This is a genomic window from Candidatus Endoriftia persephonae, assembly GCF_023733635.1.
GTDB classification, from domain to species: Bacteria; Pseudomonadota; Gammaproteobacteria; order Chromatiales; family Chromatiaceae; genus Endoriftia; species Endoriftia persephonae.
Window position 1 is genome coordinate 1,560,993 of record NZ_CP090569.1, and the last position, 19,442, is coordinate 1,580,434.

Annotated in this window: 11 protein-coding genes; 2 read left to right on the forward strand and 9 right to left on the reverse strand. The window is 59.6% G+C overall.

The features are described 5' to 3' along the window. Window position 1: 1 nt before the first annotated feature. The 3 genes from L0Y14_RS07070 to ygfZ are packed head-to-tail and all read right to left on the reverse strand — an operon-like array spanning window position 2 to window position 2,759. On the reverse strand, window positions 2-880 hold the full coding sequence (locus L0Y14_RS07070; RefSeq protein WP_006474707.1) for an ABC transporter ATP-binding protein: 879 nt from the start codon (window positions 878-880) through the stop codon (window positions 2-4). Window positions 881-901: 21 nt separating this feature from the next. Then, entirely contained in the window at window positions 902-1,741 is an 840-nt protein-coding gene (locus L0Y14_RS07075; protein WP_005965292.1) for an HDOD domain-containing protein, read from the reverse strand. Between the two features lies 1 nt (window position 1,742). After that, entirely contained in the window at window positions 1,743-2,759 is a 1,017-nt protein-coding gene (gene ygfZ / locus L0Y14_RS07080; protein ID WP_006474706.1) for a CAF17-like 4Fe-4S cluster assembly/insertion protein YgfZ, read from the reverse strand. A 141-nt stretch (window positions 2,760-2,900) separates the two neighbouring features. On the opposite strand from ygfZ, the gene L0Y14_RS07085 reads away from it, so the two are divergent. Both L0Y14_RS07085 and L0Y14_RS07090 read left to right on the forward strand, forming a co-directional pair. Further along, on the forward strand, window positions 2,901-4,715 hold the full coding sequence (locus tag L0Y14_RS07085) for an RNB domain-containing ribonuclease (protein WP_251859288.1): 1,815 nt from the start codon (window positions 2,901-2,903) through the stop codon (window positions 4,713-4,715). Window positions 4,716-4,738: 23 nt separating this feature from the next. Further along, entirely contained in the window at window positions 4,739-5,284 is a 546-nt protein-coding gene (locus tag L0Y14_RS07090) for a hypothetical protein (protein ID WP_240991640.1), read from the forward strand. Between the two features lie 64 nt (window positions 5,285-5,348). On the opposite strand, the gene L0Y14_RS07095 is transcribed toward L0Y14_RS07090, so the two are convergent. The 6 genes from L0Y14_RS07095 to L0Y14_RS07120 form a co-directional block, all read right to left on the reverse strand. After that, a complete protein-coding gene (locus L0Y14_RS07095; RefSeq protein WP_006474696.1) occupies window positions 5,349-6,398 on the reverse strand; it encodes a class I fructose-bisphosphate aldolase in 1,050 nt (349 codons plus the stop codon). A 311-nt stretch (window positions 6,399-6,709) separates the two neighbouring features. Further along, window positions 6,710-8,074 carry a hypothetical protein gene (locus tag L0Y14_RS07100; protein ID WP_251859289.1) on the reverse strand — a complete coding sequence of 455 codons (1,365 nt, stop codon included), beginning with the start codon at window positions 8,072-8,074 and terminating at the stop codon, window positions 6,710-6,712. Window positions 8,075-8,284: 210 nt separating this feature from the next. After that, window positions 8,285-9,475: a hypothetical protein gene (locus L0Y14_RS07105; protein ID WP_006474695.1), complete on the reverse strand. Its 1,191-nt coding sequence runs from the start codon at window positions 9,473-9,475 to the stop codon at window positions 8,285-8,287. Further along, window positions 9,475-13,050: a pyruvate:ferredoxin (flavodoxin) oxidoreductase gene (gene nifJ, locus L0Y14_RS07110; RefSeq protein ID WP_005964713.1), complete on the reverse strand. Its 3,576-nt coding sequence runs from the start codon at window positions 13,048-13,050 to the stop codon at window positions 9,475-9,477. The genes L0Y14_RS07105 and nifJ overlap by 1 nt, the downstream gene beginning before the upstream one ends. Window positions 13,051-13,053: 3 nt before the next feature. Further along, window positions 13,054-14,715: an NAD(P)-binding protein gene (locus L0Y14_RS07115; protein WP_006474694.1), complete on the reverse strand. Its 1,662-nt coding sequence runs from the start codon at window positions 14,713-14,715 to the stop codon at window positions 13,054-13,056. A gap of 198 nt (window positions 14,716-14,913) precedes the next feature. After that, complete coding sequence (locus tag L0Y14_RS07120) at window positions 14,914-19,353, reverse strand: EAL domain-containing protein (protein ID WP_083825143.1); 4,440 nt, start codon at window positions 19,351-19,353, stop codon at window positions 14,914-14,916. Between the last annotated feature and the right edge of the window lie 89 nt (window positions 19,354-19,442).

Below are 19,442 nucleotides of genomic sequence, written 5' to 3' on the forward strand. Positions count from 1 at the left end.
GTCAGGACCTGAGGTGGTGGCCGGTCAGTTCGAGAAACAGATCCTCCAGGGTGGGGGAGCGGACCTGTAGTTGTCTGAGTGAGATACTTGATTCGACCAGACGCCGGATGGTGCGGTCAGGATCCTGTGAGAGGATCTCCAGACGATCCCCAACCGGGTGACGTGTCTCACCGTTCTGCAGGGGAAAATCGTCGGGCAGCGCGTCGAGGGGCAGGGTCAGGATGGTATTGTCGTAGTGGTGATCGAGCAGTGCCCGCGGCGAGCCCTGACTGATGATTTTGCCGTGATCCATGATCACAATCTCATCACACAGTTCATAGGCCTCTTCCATGTAGTGGGTGGTCAGCACCAGGGTCTTGTTCTCCGCCTTGATGCGTTCCACCTGCTGCCACAGATTGCGCCGGGATTGCGGATCGAGGCCGGTGGTTGGTTCGTCGAGGAACACCACCTGGGGATTGTTGATCAGGGCGATGGCAAGTAACAGACGCTGTTTCTGTCCGCCGGAGAGCTTGTGGGTGTCGCGATCGAGAAATTCCTGCAGGGCGCAGATCTCGATCAATTCGTGCAGCGGCCGGGTTTTTTCATAGAAGCGACTGAATAGCCGTAGTACTTCGTCGACCCGGATATACTCCTGCAGCGCGGTGTGCTGGAACATGATGCCGGCTTCGCTGCGGAACCGTTCACCCAAGGGTTCGCCGCGATAGCGGATGCTGCCGGAGCTGGGTTTCTTAATCCCCTCAAGCATCTCCACGGTGGTGGTTTTGCCTGCCCCATTTGCGCCAAGCAGCCCAAAACAGATGCCTTGGGGGATAGAGAAACTGATGCCATCCACAGCACGCACGCCGGCATAGTGCTTGCTAAGGTTTTCTACCTCAATCATGCTGATCGGATCCGCGCAGGCTCATCCGAGAAAGATCACCTCGACCTCGGCCACATCCTTTGCCACGCCCTCGATCTCGATTACGCTGACCTCGGGGTCGATGCCAACTTTGGCGAAGGAGGGGATCTTGCTCCAGTCGAGCTGCGCGAGTGGGTGGTCGCTGCCCTGCAGAGTCTGCAGGCGGGCTACCTGGACCACATCGACATAGTTGGCCAGCTCGCCGCCATCATAGCTGAGATCCTGATAGCTGCCCGGCACCTTGATCAGTGACTCGGGGAAGCCCCAGGACTGCAGGATACGCTGCCCAATGGGTGCGCTGATCAGTTCGATCAGCCGCTCTAGCTCTTCCCGGTCGTCGATCAGCTTCGCGTCGTGCTCAGCCATGGTGAGGATCGGCAGGGTACCGATATTGTGGATCAGGCCGGCGAGCATCGCCTGTTCCCGGTCCAGGTGCTTGAGGTTGGAGGTGAGCACCCGGGACAGGGCCGCCACCTGAACACTCTCCTCCCAGGCCTGGCGAAAGCGCTGGTCGAGCTGCTCGCTGGTGGGCTGAAAGATCTGCTGCATGATCAGGCTGACCACCAGACTGCGCACCATGCGCGTGCCGAGTCGCGCCACTGCCATCTGCAGATTGTCGATCGCTACCCGGCCACGGTAAAGCGGGCTGTTGGCGACTTGCAGCAGACGTGCGGAGAGGGCCGCATCGGTGGCGACGATATCGGCGATTGACTTGGCCGTGCTCTCCTCGCGCTCGACCGAGTCGCGTACCCGCAACGCCACTTCGGGCAGGGTCGGTAGAGTCAGTTTGTGATTGTCAATCGCCTTGAACAGCGACGTCAGAAAGGCGTGTTCGTCTATCATCTCATTCCTTGGTTACGACTTCCTCAGTGAACGGGTAGGGCAGCTCGCGCAGCTGCAGTGCCGGTCCCGTCTTGCCCAATAGCACCCGACCGCTCTCCGCACTGGCGATCTCGATTACCGCCAGCAGTTCGTAGCCGTCGTTGGTGGGGCGGGCATCCACCACCTTGCCGGCGCCCTGGCCGGAACTGCTCTGCTCGGCGAACAGTTCATCGCCAGGCTGTGGCGGCTGATCGCTCTCCAGATGGGCAAGATACATGCGGCGTTTCAGCTTGCCAAGATAATGCATGCGTGAGACCACCTCTTGGCCCACGTAGCACCCTTTGGTGAAACTGATGCCGTCTACCAGCTGCATATTGAGCATCTGCGGCACGAATGCCTCGCTGGTCTGGGGGAAGATGGTGGGCTGGCCAGCCCGGATCTTCTGTAGCGCCCAAAAAGATTCGTCCGCGATGGCGGCCTGGGATTCAAACTTCTGCCAGAGTTCCCGCATCGTCGCCGTTGGACCAACCAGTTCGAAGCGAGGACGGCTGCCGGGTAGGCGGATCAGGGTGACCTCATCCTCCATTACCACATCGTTCTCTTCCCAGGGGATGGAGGAGAAGTGCTCCCCCAGCAGATCGAGCGCACAGCCACCGCTGAGTCCGATCCGTACCAGATCCTCGGTGAGGTCGTTGATCTTCACCTTGGCGCGCAATACGTACATACGCAAGCGCTTGACCAGCGCGTCGAGATTACCCGTCGGGGTCTGCAGCAGAAACGTATCGCCGCGGCGGAAGACGCGGAAACAGGCCATCATGCGCCCCTTGGCGGTGCACCAGCCGGCCAGCTGGCTGTGCTGTTCGGTGACTTCCCGGATATCGTTGGTCAGCTGACCCTGCAAAAACTGCTCTGCGTCTTCACCCTCCACCTGGATCAGGGCGAAATGCGAGAGATCGTTCAGTGCGCACTCCTCAATCTGAGGGGCTTTGGTGAGCGGCTCGCTGTTTGCCTCGTCTGCTGCGGCACTGCGCTCACGCATAAATCTTATCCATTGACTGTTCATCTGACTCCGTAGGTTTGTGGGTTTGATTGTCCGCAGCCGGTATCATACCCCATCATCCTGACGACGGCAGGCTCCCTGTCGTTGCGGTTATTTGTCTCTCTGGCCTGGAAGAATTGAATGAGTAAACCCTCTGTCGGCAGCCTTGTCCTCTACAAAATCCGTCCTGCAAAGGTAGTTGAGATCAGCGACAAGATCGAGATCGAGCTGGAGGGCGGCAAGCGCAAGCGGGTCAGGGACAAAGACGTTGTACTGCTGCACCCTGGCCCGCTGACCAGTCTCAAGGACCTTACCCCGCAACAGGGTGAGATCGAGGAGAACTGGGAGCTGCTGGATGGCAGCGAGGTCGAGATCGGCGAGTTCTCCGAGCTGGTGTTTGATGACTATACCCCCGCCACTGCCTGGGCCGCCTGGGAGTTGGTTACCGATGGCCTCTATTTTGAGGGCACGCCCGGCGCGATTCGTGCCCGTCCGGCGGATCTGGTGCATGCGGAGCGTGAGCAGCGGCAGGCGAAGGCGGCTGAGGCGCAGGCCTGGGAGGCGTTTGTCGAACGGGTGGAACAGGGGCAGCTGCTGCCGGAGGATAACAAAGCGATGGGTGAGGTGGAGGCGCTGGCGTTGAGGCGTCGTGAAAACAGCCGCATCCTCAAGGCGCTGGGTTTTCAGGAGTCACCGCTGAATGCCCATCGACTGCTGGTGAAGACTGGTTATTGGTCGCAGAATGAAAACCCCTATCCGAGACGGATGGGTGTCCAGATGGAGACGCCGCAGCAGCCGGTGCCGGCGCTGCCTGAGGATCAGCGCCTCGACCTGACCCATCTGACCGCCTATGCCATTGACGATGCGGGCAACCAGGATCCGGACGACGCGGTGAGCCTCGATGATGAGCGCATCTGGGTACATGTGGCCGATGCCGCGGCGCTGGTGACGCCGGAGAGTGAGATCGATATCGAGGCGCGCTCTCGTGGTTCTAACCTCTATTCACCAGAGCAGATCGTGCCGATGCTACCGCCGGGCATCACCCATCTGCTGGGGTTGGGGCTGCAGCAGGAGTCGCCGGCGCTGTCGATTGGTTTTCTGCTCTCTGAAGCTGGCGAGGTGATGGACGTGCAGATGCAACTCACCCGCCTGAAGGTGGAGCGTCTCTCCTATGATGAGGCCGATAAGCGTCTGGAGGAGCCGCTGCTGGCGGCGCTGCAGCAGAAGGCGACCTGTTACCGGGCGCGGCGGAAGGCAGCCGGAGCAGCCTTCATCCAGCTGCCGGAGGTGAAGATACGGGCAACCGAAGAGGGGGTGGCGATCACCCCGCTGCCGGCACTGAAGAGCCGTGAGATGATCACCGACCTGATGTTGATGGCGGGGGAGGCGGTGGCGATCTACTGTAGCGATAATGAGATCCCTGTGCCCTTCGCCACCCAGGCGCCGCCTGACACGCCGGCCTCGCCGCAGGATTTGGCGGCCATGTACGCCTATGTGCGCAAGTTCAAGCCGACTCAGGTGAAGACCCAGCCGGAGCCCCACAGCGGCCTCGGCCTGCAGCGCTACACTCGCGCCACCAGTCCGCTGCGGCGCTACTCCGATCTGCTTACCCACCAGCAGCTGCGTGCGCATCTCAAAGGTGAGCCGCTGCTCGACATCCACACCATCTCGGAACGCATCAGTCAGGCGGAGCTGGGGAGCATGTCGATCCGCAAGGCGGAACGCCAATCCAACAACCACTGGCGCATGGTCTATCTGCGTGACCACCCCAAATGGCAGGGGGAGGGGGTGGTGGTCGCCATTGAGGGGGAGCGGGCCAGTGTGCTGATCCCGGAACTGGCGATGGAGGCGCGAGTCAGAATGAAGAGCAAGCCTGCACTAAACTCGGTGGTGAAGATCGCGCCTCGCGAGGTCGATCTGCCCGATCTGGCCTGCTATTTCCGGGTCCTGGGCTAGCTTTATACAAACTGGGGGTGAGCATGAAAAACAGCGTGCTGTTCTGGGCGTTTCTGCTTCTCACCGGATGTGCCATGGGTGGGGGCAAGCAGGATTCGTCGAATGTCTACTCTGCGCCGCCGGTGGGATCGAGTATCGAGCTGAAAACCGCATTGACGGTGCCAGGAGGAGAGACCCGGGTCTATCTGCAGCGCGGCGTCGTGGTCACAAAAAAGGCGCTGGATCGCTACTATCCAAGCTGTAATTTTGAGCTGAAAAAACTGAGCGAAACCGACAGAACTATCCAGCCTGAAGCCTTCCTGGTGGTAAGGGTTCAGCCACAAACCTCAGAGATCGTCTACCATCCGCAGCCACTACAGTTGGCTGGGCTCAGATCCGCCGGAATGGATGGCAGCGGGAGACCGATGATCATGCGCGCGCTACATCTCTGGATTGGCTCAGACCGACAGCCTGACGTGATGCGGCTGACCTGTCGTGGCGGGCTGGATGACATGGCCTGGGCCAGCCCACCTTCCATCGATGCGATGCGTCAGGCGTTGGGAGGTTATGCGTCACTGATTCTGCCCTAGCGCTTGCGGGCACCACAAACTTTTTCTATCCCATTCGTGACTTCGTGGTGACAGCTTGCTCGTTTCAAGCGATGGTTACCTCCGGCGATAGGTAGACGTCCTGGATGGCGTTAAGCAGGGCCACGCCCTCGGTCATGGGCTTCTGGAACGCCTTGCGCCCAGAGATCAGCCCCATGCCGCCAGCCCGTTTGTTGATTAGCGCAGTGCGCACCGCCTGGTGTAGATCATCCTTGCCCGAGGGCCCACCTGAGTTGATCATGCCGATACGCCCCATGTAGCAGTTGGCAACCTGGTAACGCACCCGGTCGATGGGGTGGCTGCCGGAGAGCTCCTCATAGATCCGGGGGTGGGTCTTGCCAAAGTTGATGGCGGTGTAGCCGCCATCCAGGGTTGCCTGTTTTTGCTTGATGATATCCGCCTCGATGGTGGCGGCCAGGTGATTGGCCTGACCGGTGAGATCCGCCGCCGAATGGTAGTCGCTACCCTCGTGTTTGAAGGCTGGATTGCGTAGGTAGGCCCAGAGTACGGTCACCATGCCCAGTTCGTGGGCGGCCTGGAAGGCCTCGCTGATCTCTGTGATCTGGCGGCGCGACTCGGCTGAGCCGAAATAGACCGTGGCGCCCACCGCCGCTGCCCCGAGGTCGAAGGCCTGTTCCACACTGGCGAACAGAGTTTGGTCGTAGATGTTGGGATAGGTGAGCAGCTCGTTGTGGTTGAGCTTCACCAGGAAGGGGATTTTGTGGGCATATTTGCGGCCGACCGAGCCGAGCACGCCCAAGGTGGAGGCCACCGCGTTGCAGCCCCCTTCGATGGCGAGCTCAATGATCTTCTCCGGGTCGAAATAGATCGGATTGGGGGCGAAGGAGGCGCCGCCCGCATGCTCCACCCCCTGGTCCACTGGCAGAATGGAGAGATAACCGGTACCGTTGAGCCGGCCGTGGTTGAACATGGCCTGAAGATTTCGCAACACGCCGAGCTTGCGGTCAGATTGGGCCACCACCCGGTCGATGAAGTCCGGCCCCGGCAGGTGCAACTGCTCGCTGGGAATACCAGCACAGCGGTGCTGTAGCAGATCTTCAGCCTCGTTACCCAGTATGCTTTGGATATTGGACATTTTCAGGCCTCCTGAATTGCTTATGGTATTTTTTGGCTCCTCTTATTGGATAGGAGAAAAATACTGAAAAGGAAAGGGCCGCACTGATCGAAGCTCTGCTTGCAAAATGCCGGTGATGTTTTGCGCGAAATCGGGTCAGAGAGCAATTTCCGCCAATATCGTCAAAGGGTGTAAATCGATAACAAAATCAGGTCAGAGAACAATTTCCTGAATGGACTCTGTTTGATCTAATGTAGGTCCTGTTTGTAGAAAAATACCCGTGGACTTGTGACATAGTCCACGGGTGGTTGAGAAGTTGGGGAGCTCAGCATCTAGTCACAAAACAAATCACCGTTCGAGTCATTACCATGTGACCAACTCCAGTCTGAGCAAACCACTTCACCAATCACTTCCATGGTGCCTTCTTGTTCGTTCCATCCACCGCCGACTGTTTCAACTGAAGTTGCGTTGCAGACCATGCATGTGCCGGGTTCGGTGAACCATTCATTCGCTGCGTTTTTAAGCAGCTCTAGTTGATCGTAGATGTCAGCAATTTCTTCCGCAGTCCCAGGAAGCCCAGTTGTTACACACCCAGTCAACTTGCCCGTCAGATCATCGGCAAGTGCACCTGCGACATTGCAAGCGTTGCCGACAATATAACCACCTGCCAACGTGATACCCGCGAGTGTGGTAAGGCCGGCGACTCCGCCCGCAATTGGGTTCTCTGTCTCGATAGTGACAGCAGCAAATATTGGTAGGCTGGCTCTTATAGCGGCTGCAGCCACAATGCCTCCGCCGATTGAATTGCAGCCTGTTGTTACCGTCCACTTCACCGCATCGCCCGCCATAACTTCACTGGCCATGCACTGCTGACGAATGCTGGGGCCGCTGCTGCTCGCTATGACTCCTATTGAATGGCAACCGCTGTCGCCTGATTCGCCGGAGTTGGTGAGATACTGGTCGCTGCGGCAAATCGTATCTCTCCAGCGCGAAGGTCCATATTGGCGATACTTGCTGTAATATAGGGTCAGATCACCAGTAGGCTTGGGTGTGGCAATCTCATAGTACATGTTCGACCAACCGCCATGCATGCCTCGGGTCTCCGTGACCCTGCTCAGTAGTTTAAAGCCCTTGAAATCCCCTGCCTGTAGAATCATTGGTGTATCTACATGAGTGATTGGGGGCGTAACTTTAGCACCAGTTGTTTTTTTCTTGATGCTTCGGCTGTCTGATGCTTTGCCTCCAGTGTTCTTTACTTCTAAACTTCTGGAGTCCTTGGCTTTAGTAGTTATATCGCTTGTTCTTGGCGCCTCCCTAGAGCGCTCAGCAGAGATGTGGTACTGACGAGCGACTGCATCGCTGTCCACTGTAAAGAGTACGATTGAACCCGGGCCTTCAGACCGTAGTCGCGATCCGAAAACGCTAACAAATGCTTCGCCCTTCGGAACCATTTCCACGAAGAAATTCCTGCGTTGGCATCTATTGTTAAACCACAAACCTTTACCGCACATATTTAGTCGAACTGTCGGAGGCGTACCCAGTGTCTCCTTTCCTACGTCTTTGATCGCTGATTCTTTGGCTTCTGATTTATGCAGAGAAAGTGTTTGAGATGCCTTGAGTTCCGTCGCCTCGGCCGATAGTGGGAAGTAGAGCATGAGAGACAGGTATACATATCCAATCAGTCTTTTCTTGGTCATAAGCAAATCCCTTCAATAAGATAAATAGTCGATTGTGCAGTGAGTTGGTCTCCCTTGGTGAAACTACGAAAAACCGGGTCAGAGAACAATTGATCTGCATCCATAGCCGCTAGCGGCTGAGTCCCCCCCTGATACCGGCTGAGCCGGCATTAGGCCAAGAGGTAGGTAGGCCAAGAGGTAGGTAGGCCAAGAGGTAGGGGGCACTGTTTCCTAGAAATAACGCGCCAAACTTAGCTCAACATAGTCATCCCGGCTGAAGGCGTAGAGCTGATCATCTTCAGGGATGTTGCTCCAGATACGGATCTGCGCCGCGGCCTTCCAGCTGTCGCCGAGGCGTCGGCTTGCTTCCAGGTTGAATAGCAGCGCACCGGAATCGAGGTCGCGGATCACGCCGGTGAGCAGTTCGCTGCTCTGCGCGTCGTTGGCAGTGAGGCGCAGGCCAATGAAGAGGTCGTTTTCAAAGGCGATGGGGGCAGCATCGCCGCGTTCGTCGTAGAGATACTCCATCAGTACCCCCAGGTCCATATCGCTCTGCAGCACTCCCACGTAGGTGTACTCGAAACCGCCGGTGGCGGCGCTGTAGGCGTCGCCCTGGCCACTGCGGTAGGCCGCCTCCAGTTTCCACAGCCAGTCGCCCTTGGTGGCCTGCAGATCGAGGCTAGTCTGGTCGATCAGCGGGTAGAAGGGGGCGAGCACAGTTTCGCCAGCGGTATTGCTCGCGGGGGCCAGGTCTGGGGTGCGGCTGGTGCCGTGGAAGTGGGCCAGGCCGATGTCCCAGTCGCCGAGGCTGTGGGCCCAGCGGATCGCTAGGTCGATGTGGCGATCCTCTTTGTCCGATTCGTAGCGGGTCAGGTCACGATCGACCCGGGGCTGGCTGCGAAACCGTCCGTGGATCCCCGGAAAAGTCCGTTCACGAAAGCCGGGCAGCACAAACAGATCGAGCAGCCCCCAGTCGCGCTCGCTAGAGAAGCGGATCATCGGCTGGCCCAGTTTCTGCTCGGCATCCAGGTTCTCCACCAGATCGGTCTGGTTGATGATGTCGACCAGGTGACGTGCCTCGGTCACACCCCAGAAGACTTTGCCGATGCCGGCTTGCAGCTCCCAGTTTTCTGCGGCGTAGGTCCAGAGCAGCTCGCGGATGTCGCCGTGGCTACGCTCGCTGTCGGCTGAGTCCCAGCGGTAGAAGGGGCGGAACACCAGGCTCTGCCGGTCGTCATCCCAAGCGTGGTAGAACTCCGGCTCGGCGGCGAGGGAGAGCAGGCTGCTGCGTTGCTCAGGTTCCAGCGGGTGCTGACTGAAATAGCGGCCTTGGGCCTCGATATAGCCCGACCACTCCCCCGCTAACAGGGGGAGTGGCAGCAGAGCGAAGAGGATGAAGAGCCGTCGCAGCGCGCGCTGCATTAGGCGACCGGCTGGAACTCGGTCGGCTCTTGTTCGGCCATGTGTTCGTAAGTATCCCATCGTAGATCGACCAACTCTTGTGCCACCTGGATCAGGTGCTCCGCCTCATCCGGGTGGGTACGGGTCAGCAGCTTATAGCGCATCTCGTTGTAGGCGTAGTCCTTGAGGCGGATCCGCGGCCGCGGCGAATCGAGCACGAAGGGCCGGTGGCCCGCCTTGCGCAGCGCCGGACTGTAGCGAATTAGCGGCCAGTAGCCGCTCTCCACCGCCAGTTTCTGCTGCTCCAGGCCCTGGCGCAGGTCGTATCCGTGGGCGATACAAGGGCTGTAGGCGAGGATCAGCGAGGGGCCATCGTACTCTTCAGCCTCACGCATCGCCAGCAGGGTCTGCTGGGGACTGGCGCCCATCGCCACCCGTGCCACGTAGACGTTGCCGTAGGAGATAGCCTGCATTGCCAGATCCTTCTTGCCGATGCGCTTGCCCGCTGAGGCGAACTTGGCCGTGGCGGCGGTGGGGGTCGATTTCGACATCTGCCCGCCGGTGTTGGAGTAGACTTCAGTATCGAGCACCAGCACGTTGATGTTGCGCCCAGATGCGAGTGCATGATCGAGACCGCCGGAACCGATGTCGTAGGCCCAGCCGTCGCCGCCTACCAGCCAGACCGAGCGGCGCACTAGATGGTCGACCAGCGACAGCAGGTTTTTTGCTCGTGGATCGTTGATGTTTTTCAGCTTTTGTTTCAGCTGGACGACTCGCTCGCGCTGGGCGCGCAGCTCACTACCGACCCGCTGGTCGGTGCTGAGCAGGGCATTGACGCACTCCTCACCCAGCTGTGGAGCCAGTTCTTTGATCAGCTTCTTAGCCATCGTGGTGTGGTGGTCGGAGCTGATGCGCATGCCGAGGCCGAACTCGGCGTTGTCCTCGAACAGGGAGTTGGACCAGGCCGGGCCCTGGCCCTCTTTGTTTTTGGTCCAGGGGGTGGTGGGTAGATTGCCGCCGTAGATCGAGGAGCAGCCGGTGGCGTTGGCCACCAGCAGGCGAGGGCCAAATAGCTGGGAGAGGAGCCGCACGTAGGGGGTCTCGCCGCAGCCGGAGCAGGCGCCGGAGAACTCGAACAGCGGCTCCAGAAACTGCGCGCCGCGCACCGAGGAGAAGTCGACCTTGGCGCGGTCGTTGACCGGCAGGCTCTCGAAGAATCCCACATTGGTCTTGCCCGCCTCGAACACCGGCGCTTTCGGCTTCATGTTGATCGCTTTGGTGGTTTTATCTTCGAAGTCGTACGCGGGGCAGGCCTCGACGCAGAGGCCGCAGCCGGTGCAGTCCTCTAGATAGATCTGCAGGGTGTAGCGGGTCTCGGGAAAGCCGCGGGCGCTGATCCGGGCCGAGGGGAAGGAGTCGGGCGCGTCCGCCAGCTTCTTCTCATGGTAGAACTTGGAGCGGATTACGCTGTGCGGGCAGACGAAGCTGCAGTTGCCGCACTGGATGCAGATATCGGGCTCCCACACCGGGATGAAGTCGGAGATGTTGCGCTTCTCCCACTGGGTGGTACCGCTGGGGTAGGTGCCGTCCACCGGCAGTTTGCTCACCGGTAGCTCATCACCGCGGCCGAGCAGCATCGGTGCGGTGACCTCCTGTACGAACTCAGGGGCCTGGGGCGGTACCACTGGATCGAGCTCGCGCTGGCTGCTGACTTGATCGGGGTAGTCGACCTTGTGCAGATGATCGAGAGCGGCGTCTACCGCCTTGAAGTTTTGCTCGATCACCGCCTTGCCTTTGGTGAAGTAGCTTTTCTCGATCGCCTGTTTGATCTGTGCGATCGCCTCGTCCCTCGGCAGCACCCCAGAGAGGGCGAAGAAGCAGGTCTGCATCACGGTGTTGATGCGCCGCCCCATGCCCGCCTCTCGGGCTACGGTGGAGGCGTCGATCACATACAGGGCGATCTGTCGGTCGATTAGGATCTGCTGCACTGGTCTGGGTAATTTTTCCCAAACCTCGTCCGGGCTGTAGGGGCTGTTGAGCAGGAACACCGCACCTTCTGCGGCCTCGCGCAGTACTTCCACCTTGGAGACGAAGTCGAACTTGTGGCAGGCGATGAAGTTAGCCGACTGAATCAGGTAGGGGGCCTTGATCAGCTGCGGGCCAAAGCGCAGGTGGGAGACGGTGGTTGAGCCCGCCTTGCGCGAGTCGTAGACGAAGTAGCCTTGGGCGTTCAGCTCGGTGTTCTCGCCGATGATCTTGATGCTGTTTTTGTTGGCGCCAACCGTACCATCGGAGCCGAGGCCGAAGAACAGGGCGCGGGTGACATCCTCGCCCTCGATGTTGAACTTGGGGTCGAACTCAAGGCTGGTATGGGTCACATCGTCTGTGATGCCGATGGTGAAGTGGTTCTTCGGCGCTGCCTTGGCCAGCTCATCGAACACCGCCTTGGCCATCGCCGGGGTGAACTCCTTGGAGGAGAGGCCGTAGCGGCCACCGATCACCCGCGGCAGGTTGCTGATCGTGCCCTGGGTGTAGGCCTCCATCAGCAGCGTCATGATCTCTTGATAGAGCGGTTCGCCGTTGGCGCCGATCTCCTTGGTGCGGTCTAGTATCGCGAGCGACTTTACGCTGCTGGGCAGCACCGCCAGCAGATCATCGGCGGGGAAGGGGCGGAACAGGCGAACCTGCAGCACACCCAGCCGTTCATCCTGAGCGTTGAGCTGCTCGACGGTCTGCTGCACCGTCTCGATGCCGGAACCCATGATGATGACCACCCGCTCCGCCTGTGGATCGCCAAAATACTCATAGAGGCTGTATTGGCGGCCGGTGAGCTCGGCGAAGCGGTTCATGGTCTGCTGCAGGATGCCGGGGATGCGCTCGTAGTAGGGGTTGGCGCTCTCGCGGCCCTGGAAATAGACATCCGGATTCTGTGCAGTGCCGCGGATGAAGGGGTTGTCTGGGTTGAGGGCGCGCTGGCGGTGGGCGATCACCAGGTCTTCATTGATCATGGCGCGGATCTGCGCGTCAGAGAGCAGCTCGATCTTGTTCACTTCGTGGGAGGTGCGAAAGCCATCAAAGAAGTGGATAAAAGGTACCCGGGTCTCGAGGGTGGCGGCGTGGCTGATCAGCGCCAGGTCGTGGGCCTCCTGCACCGAGGCGGAGCAGAGCATGGCGAAGCCGGTGGTGCGTGCTGCCATCACGTCCTGGTGGTCGCCGAAGATCGACAGCGCCTGGGCCGCCAGCGAGCGGGCCGCCACATGGAACACCGTGGAGGTGAGCTCGCCGGCGATCTTGTACATGTTCGGCAGCATCAACATCAGCCCCTGGGAGGAGGTGAAGGTGGTGGTCATGGCGCCGGCCTGCAGGGCACCGTGGGCGGTGCCGGCAGCGCCTCCCTCCGACTGCATCTCGAACACATCGGGCACTTGGCCCCAGATGTTGGTGGTGCCCTTGGCAGACCAGACATCGGCCGACTCCGCCATCGGTGAGGAGGGGGTGATTGGGTAGATCGAGCAGACCTCGCTGACCCGGTAGGCGACGTGAACCACCGCCTCGTTGCCGTCGATGGTGACAAATTTTTTGTTGTTCTCGCTCATGGCTCAGCCTCCGCTCATGCCGACTTTTTCATAGATTGAGCCGGGCTCCGGCACCATCTCGATGGCGTGGCAGGGGCACTGCTCGTAACAGACCGCGCAGCCAGTGCAGCGCGAGTAGTCGTAGCGGTAGCGTTTGCCGGGGCCAAGTTTGATCACGGCGCCTTCTGGACAGGAGCCGAGGCAGCCGTCGCACTCGAAGCAGTTGCCGCAGGAGAGGCAGCGCTGCGCCTCGAACTGCGCCTCGCCCTCGTTCAACCCCTGCAGGATCTCGTCGAAGTTGTCCATGCGCTCCACCAGCGGCAGCTGTTGCTGTTCCCGCTGGGGGGCGTTGGTGCGGTACCAGAGATGGAGCTTTTCGTGATCGACCAGTGGATGTTTTCTGGCGGGTTGATAGGGCTTGCCACGCAGGTAGCCGTCGATGAAGCGGGCCGCCTTTTTGCCGTGGCCGACCGCAATGGTCACCGAGCGTTCGCTGGGCACCATGTCGCCGCCGGCGAAGATGTCGGGGGCGCCGGTCATCATGTCCTCGCCAACGATCACGGTGCCGTCGCGGTTGAATTCAATGCCTGGCACTGAGTCGAGGAAGCCGGTATCGGTGTCCTGACCCACTGCCAGGATCAGGGCGTCGGCCTGCAGTTCTTCGACCTCACCGGTGGGTTGGGGGCGGCCATTCTCGTCCAGCTCCATTACTTCGACCTTGAAGGTGGTCTGGTCGATCTCTTTGATGGTGCGCAGCCACTTGATCTTTACGCCCTCCTCGAGGGCCTCATCGGCCTCGAAGTCGTGGGCCGGCATGCTGGCGCGGTCGCGGCGGTAGATAATCATCGCCTCGTCGACGCCCAGGCGCTTGGCGGTGCGGGCCGCGTCCATGGCGGTGTTGCCGCCGCCGTAGATCGCCACCCGGCGACCCAGCTTGGGCGGGTTGTCGCTGTGAGCCTGGCGCAGGAAGCTGACCGCGTCGAGCATCTTGCCGGCATCCCGGGCAGGGATCTCGATCTTCTTGCTGATGTGGGCGCCGACGGCGATGAAGACTGCATCGAAGCCGCCTTCCTGCTTCTCCTTGAGCAGATCCTTGACCCGGTGGTTGAGGCTGATCTTGACCCCGATCTCCTCGATGCGGCGGATCTCGGCGGCCAGCTCGTTCCGCGGCATGCGATAGGCGGGGATACCGAAGTGGATCATACCGCCGGCGATCGGGCCGGCCTCACGGATCTCCACCTGATGACCGAGGCGGGTCAGGTGGTAGGCGGCGGAGAGACCGGAAGGCCCGCCGCCGACCACCAGCACCTTGCTGCCGCCGGGCTTCGCCTCGAACTTCGGTTTCCAGCCCTGCTCTAGCGCCATGTCACCGAGGAAGCGTTCCACCGCGTGGATGCTCACGGTGCTGTCGGTGAAGTTGCGGTTGCAGCCTGTCTCGCAGGGGTGGTAGCAGACACGGCCGTGGATCGCCGGCATCGGGTTGTTCTCGATCAGCAGCTGCCAGGCCTCTTCGTAGCGCTGCTCCTGAGCCAGTGCCAGCCAGCCCTGGATATCTTCCCCGGCGGGGCAGGCACTATTGCAGGGGGGCAGGAAGTCGAGGTAGACGGGGCGGCGGGTACGCACCGCGCCTGTGCCCTTGTCGAACCGGGTCAGATCGGTGCTCCCGGTCATGTCCTTTACGGTCATTGGTAGTTGTCCTGTAGTGAATAGCAGGATGCAGGATTAGGAAGGCGTCCTATCCTACTGTTTATTCTTTGGAAATTTTGTTGCTGGCAGGCGCGCCGCAGGGCCGCTGCCGGGGTTGGTTCCGCAACTCAATGGCGGCACAGGATAGAGAAATCGACCGGGGATTTCCACAGAAAATTAATGCTTAGTATTGGCTTTTCAGTGGCTATTGTGTGCTGGGACCGGAAACTCCAGTAGCGCCTCCAGCTGCTCAGCAGGCATCGGGCGGTGGAAATAGTAGCCCTGTGCAAGATCACAGCCGATCTCAATGGAGAGGGCGTGCTGGGCCTGATTTTTAACACCTTCCACCACCACTTTCATACCGAGCCGGTGGCCGACTGCAACGATCGCTTCCATGATCGACCGGTCATCGCTGTCGTGGGGGGCGTCGCGCACGAACGCCCGGTCGATCTTGAGATTGTCGACCGGAAAACGTTTTAGGTAGCTGAGGGAGGAGTAGCCGGTGCCGAAGTCGTCGATGGCGATCTGCATGCCGGCCTGGTGGAGCCGTTTCAGGTCGGAGAGGATCTTTTCATCCGCCTTGATCAACACGTTTTCGGTTAGCTCGATGCCGATATCGGTAGGAGAGAGCCCGTATTTCTGCAGAGTTTTAGTGATGACCAGATAAAGATCGTGAAACAGAAACTGCCGTCCGGAGATGTTGATGTCGATCTGGAAGTCGCGCAGCCCGCGTGCTTTCCAGGCGGCTCGTTGCCGGCAGGCGGCGTTGATCACGCACTCGCCGATGCGGATGATCAGTTCCGAGCGCTCTGCTACCGGGATAAACTCGGCCGGTGAGATCGGCTCGCCATCTTCGGGCAGCCAGCGCAGCAGCGCCTCACAGCTTTTGATCTTGCCGCTCCGCAGGTCCACTTGTGGCTGGTAGTAAAGTTGCAGGACCTCAGTCTCAAGGGCACGCCGTAGCTGGGTCTCGATCTGCTGGTAGCGGCGCAGTTCGTCATTCATCGTTTGGGTAAAGAACTGGTAGCGGTTGCGCCCGGCATCTTTGGCTCGATACATGGCGGCATCGGCATTTTGCAGCAGTTCGCCGGTAGTCTGGCCATCATCGGGAAACAGGCTGATACCGATGCTGGTGGTGACAAAGGCCTCCTGTTCTTTGAGATCGAACACCGTGGCAAACTCACGGATGATCTTCTTGGCTACAGCAGCGACCTCACTATTCTCCTGGATCATCGGCATCATCAGCACAAACTCGTCACCGCCAAAGCGCGCCACAGTGTCGTACTTCCGTAGTTGGCTGGAGAGGCGTTTGGCCACCTGCAGCAGCAGGATGTCGCCATACTCGTGGCCCATCGAGTCGTTGATCACCTTGAAATTGTCGAGGTCGATAAAGAGGATCGCCAGTTTCTGCCCGAACCGCTCGGCCTCCTTGATGCGGTTGCTGAGTTCACTCTCCAGCAGGTAGCGGTTGGGCAGATGAGTCAGCTGGTCGTAGGTGGCGAGGTGTTCAAGTTTGTCTAGCGCCCGCTTCTGCTCTGACTGATCGACATCGATGCAGAACATCTCGGGATTATCTGTGTCCTGGTTGAGTAGCACATGACTGGAGAAGACAGGCAGCAGATGGCCGTCCTTGTGTAGCAGCTCCAGCTCGCCGGGGGGGATCGGCTGCCCCCGCTCGAGCCAGGCGTGGTGGGCTTCGACTAGGCAGTCGTACATCGACTCGGGGATGATCAGATCCTGCAACTGGGCGCCGAGCGCCTCCTCTTCCGTGTAGCCGTAGAGTCGCGAGCTGGCGGCGTTCCAGTAGATCACCCGGAGCTCTTTGTCGTAGCCCTGTACTGCCACGTTGGGCAGGCTCTCGATCAGTTCGCGAAAGCGTCTTTCACTCTCCCGCAGATAACTCTCGGCCTGTTTGCGTTGGGTGATGTCGCGGTCGATGCCACGATAGCCGGCCAGTTCGCCGTTGGCATCGAAGAAGGGCATGCCGCTGGTGTCGAGTATTACCTGATGGCCCTGTTTGTGCCGATTGAGGTTCTCCAGGGAGCTGAAGGGACGCCGCTGTTGGATAATGGCCGTGAACTGGCTGGAGACCTGATCAGCAACCTCAGGGGGCATGAAGTCGAAGGGGGTTTTGCCGATCAGCTCCTCGGGCTTGTAGCCGAGAATCGTTTTTGTCTGGGGGCTGCAGTAAGTGTAGCGGCCTTGACTGTCGGTCTCCCAGACAAAGTCCTGGGTCGATTCGACCAATGCCCGGTAGCGCTCCATATTTTCTTTGAGGGAGCGCTCGGTGCGCCTGCGCAGGATCTCGGCGCCGGCCTTGGCGGCGATAATGTTCAGGGCATCCTCCCAGTGGGTGGGCACGTTGAGCGGCTGACGCGATATAACCCAGACGATGCCAATAACCTTGTGATGCTGGTCACGAATTGGTGTGCCGGCATAGCCTTGGACGCCGAGTTTTTCCAGCTCCGGGTCTTCAGGAAACTGCTGTGCGACATCCTGAGGATAGAGGCAGGTGGCAGTGGCAGTCACCTCCCTGCAGGGTGAGCCGGCCAGTGGATAGCCGTAGTCAGATATCAGCTCGCCATCGAGTGTCAGTGCAATCGCCTGTACCCACTCATCATCTTCGATTACCCCGATGCTGGCGCCATCGGCATTGAACCAACGGCAGAGCGCACTGACTGTTTTGTCGAAGAAGGCCTGACCGGTCAGGCCGACCATGCTTTCGACCAGGATGTGCAGTGCGTCGTCAGTCTGTTTACGCTCGGTGATATCGAACAGGGCGCCATCCAGACAGAGGATCTTCCCATCCTGCCCCCGGCTTGCTGTGCCGCGGTCTGCCAGCCAACGGATTGCCCGGTCATGTTGGCGGATGATGCGAAATTCGAGGTAGTAGTCGTCGTGATCCCAGAGCCGTTTGTCGAGATAGTCGAGGCTCGGTTCGATATCGGCCGGGTGGATCAGCTCCAAAAACGAGATTGCTGCGTTGTTGATGAAATCATCTGCCGGGTATTCCGTCAGTTGTTCGATATAGTCACTGATAAACAGCATGCTACGGCTGCGATCGTACATGCAACGGTAGATGGCGCCGGGGATGTTGGCGAGCATCGACTGGTTGCTTCGCTGCTGCTGCAGAGCGGTGTTCTCCGCTTTGATGCGCTGGGTGACATCCTGGGTAACACTGAGCAGGCGGCTGATCTCGCCATTGGCTTCGCGGAAGGGAACGGCGTGGGTCTCCAGCCACAGTTTGTGCTCCTTCAGCCCGGTGGCACGGAACAGCAGGCTCCCGGAGTGGCCGGCAAAAACCTGCTTAATGAGTTCGATGAACTGTTTTCGATAGGGCTTATCCACCAGTTCGGTGATCGGATGGCCGCGTACTTGCTCGATCCTGTCTGCATCGATCATCGCCAGGCCGGCTCTGTTTATAGTAAGCAGGCGGCCCTTGCGATCCAGAGTCTTGACGCAGGCGGGCTCCATATCGATCAGGGTGCGCAGAGAGTGCTCGCTCTGGGCGAGTTCGGCGGTGCGTTGGCGGATCAGGCGGCGCATCTGCAGATTGAACAGCAGCAGTAACGCGACTAGGAAGAGGACCAGGCCAGCGAGCAGGAGGTTCCAGTATTCGACCAGCCAGCGCGCCCAACTGCTGGCCTGGTCATCTTCGGCGTAGATCAGTCCTGCGATGCGGCTGCCCGGCGGGATCAGTTCTAACTCGGTGAAGACGTCGCGGATATGCTCCCAGCGGGCCGGATTCATATGACCGATCCTGACCAACAGTGGCTGAATCAGTTCACGGGAGGTGCGTGCCTCATACTCCAAATGTTTGCGGCTCAATTCCTGAGTGTTGTACTTGGCCAGGATTAGATCAATCAGCTCATCCGGGTGGTTGAGGGCGTACTCCCAGCCCCTGAGACTCGCCTTGAGAAAGTTACGCAGCCGTTGCGGATGCTGCTCTGCCTCGGCTTCAGTGGTGGCGAGAACATCGCCATAGAAGTCGATTCCATACTGCTTGGGTAACAGATAGCGACCCTCGGTGCCTGTCTCTTGCAGGGCAAAACCCTGATCGGTGACATAGGCATTGAAGACGTCGGTATCGCCTCGGATCAGTGAGCGCACATCGAAACTGGTGGGTAGAATGGTGAGATCGTCGAGGCTCAGGCCGGCGCGACGCAGGGTGGCACGGAGCGCAGCATCCTGGATGCCCGATCCCAGCATCACCCGCTGTCCAGCGAACTCTGTCACACTGTTTATGCCTGACTCCGCCTTGACCAGAAAGGCGTAGGGGCTGTGCTGGAAGATGCTGGCGAGAGCCACCACTGGCTTGCCCTGGGTACGGTGGATGAGAATATCGGCAGCGGTAACCGCGTATTCGGCCCTGCCCTCCAACAGAGCCTCGATAGGTGAATATTCCCCCTGATGTTCAAGGATCCTGACCTCCAGCCCTGCATTGCTATAGAAGCCTTTCTCGAGAGCAGCATAGTAGCCGGCGAACTGGAAGGCGTGCTTCCATTTGAGCTGCAGGGTAACCGGTACCAGGTGGTTATCTGCAAAGCTGGGAGGAGGTAGCCAGCAGAGAAGGATGATCAGTAGCCGTGATAGGAAAGAGAGAGCAGTGTTTGGTGTGGACGGATGAAGAGGGGGCATAGCGAGGTGCCACTATGGCTGCTTGCCGTCAACCCTAGGTCGGGCTGATCCTGGTGCCACGTTAGACAAATGCCTCCAGCGCGAGAATC

Bases quoted from the DNA above. Each gene is read 5' to 3' on its own strand.
- L0Y14_RS07070 (WP_006474707.1), bottom strand. From the start codon at position 880: ATGATTGAGGTAGAAAACCTTAGCAAGCACTATGCCGGCGTGCGTGCT.
- L0Y14_RS07075 (WP_005965292.1), bottom strand. From the start codon at position 1,741: ATGATAGACGAACACGCCTTTCTGACGTCGCTGTTCAAGGCGATTGAC.
- ygfZ (WP_006474706.1), bottom strand. From the start codon at position 2,759: ATGCGTGAGCGCAGTGCCGCAGCAGACGAGGCAAACAGCGAGCCGCTC.
- L0Y14_RS07085 (WP_251859288.1), top strand. From the start codon at position 2,901: ATGAGTAAACCCTCTGTCGGCAGCCTTGTCCTCTACAAAATCCGTCCT.
- L0Y14_RS07090 (WP_240991640.1), top strand. From the start codon at position 4,739: ATGAAAAACAGCGTGCTGTTCTGGGCGTTTCTGCTTCTCACCGGATGT.
- L0Y14_RS07095 (WP_006474696.1), bottom strand. From the start codon at position 6,398: ATGTCCAATATCCAAAGCATACTGGGTAACGAGGCTGAAGATCTGCTA.
- L0Y14_RS07100 (WP_251859289.1), bottom strand. From the start codon at position 8,074: ATGACCAAGAAAAGACTGATTGGATATGTATACCTGTCTCTCATGCTC.
- L0Y14_RS07105 (WP_006474695.1), bottom strand. From the start codon at position 9,475: ATGCAGCGCGCGCTGCGACGGCTCTTCATCCTCTTCGCTCTGCTGCCA.
- nifJ (WP_005964713.1), bottom strand. From the start codon at position 13,050: ATGAGCGAGAACAACAAAAAATTTGTCACCATCGACGGCAACGAGGCG.
- L0Y14_RS07115 (WP_006474694.1), bottom strand. From the start codon at position 14,715: ATGACCGTAAAGGACATGACCGGGAGCACCGATCTGACCCGGTTCGAC.
- L0Y14_RS07120 (WP_083825143.1), bottom strand. From the start codon at position 19,353: ATGCCCCCTCTTCATCCGTCCACACCAAACACTGCTCTCTCTTTCCTA.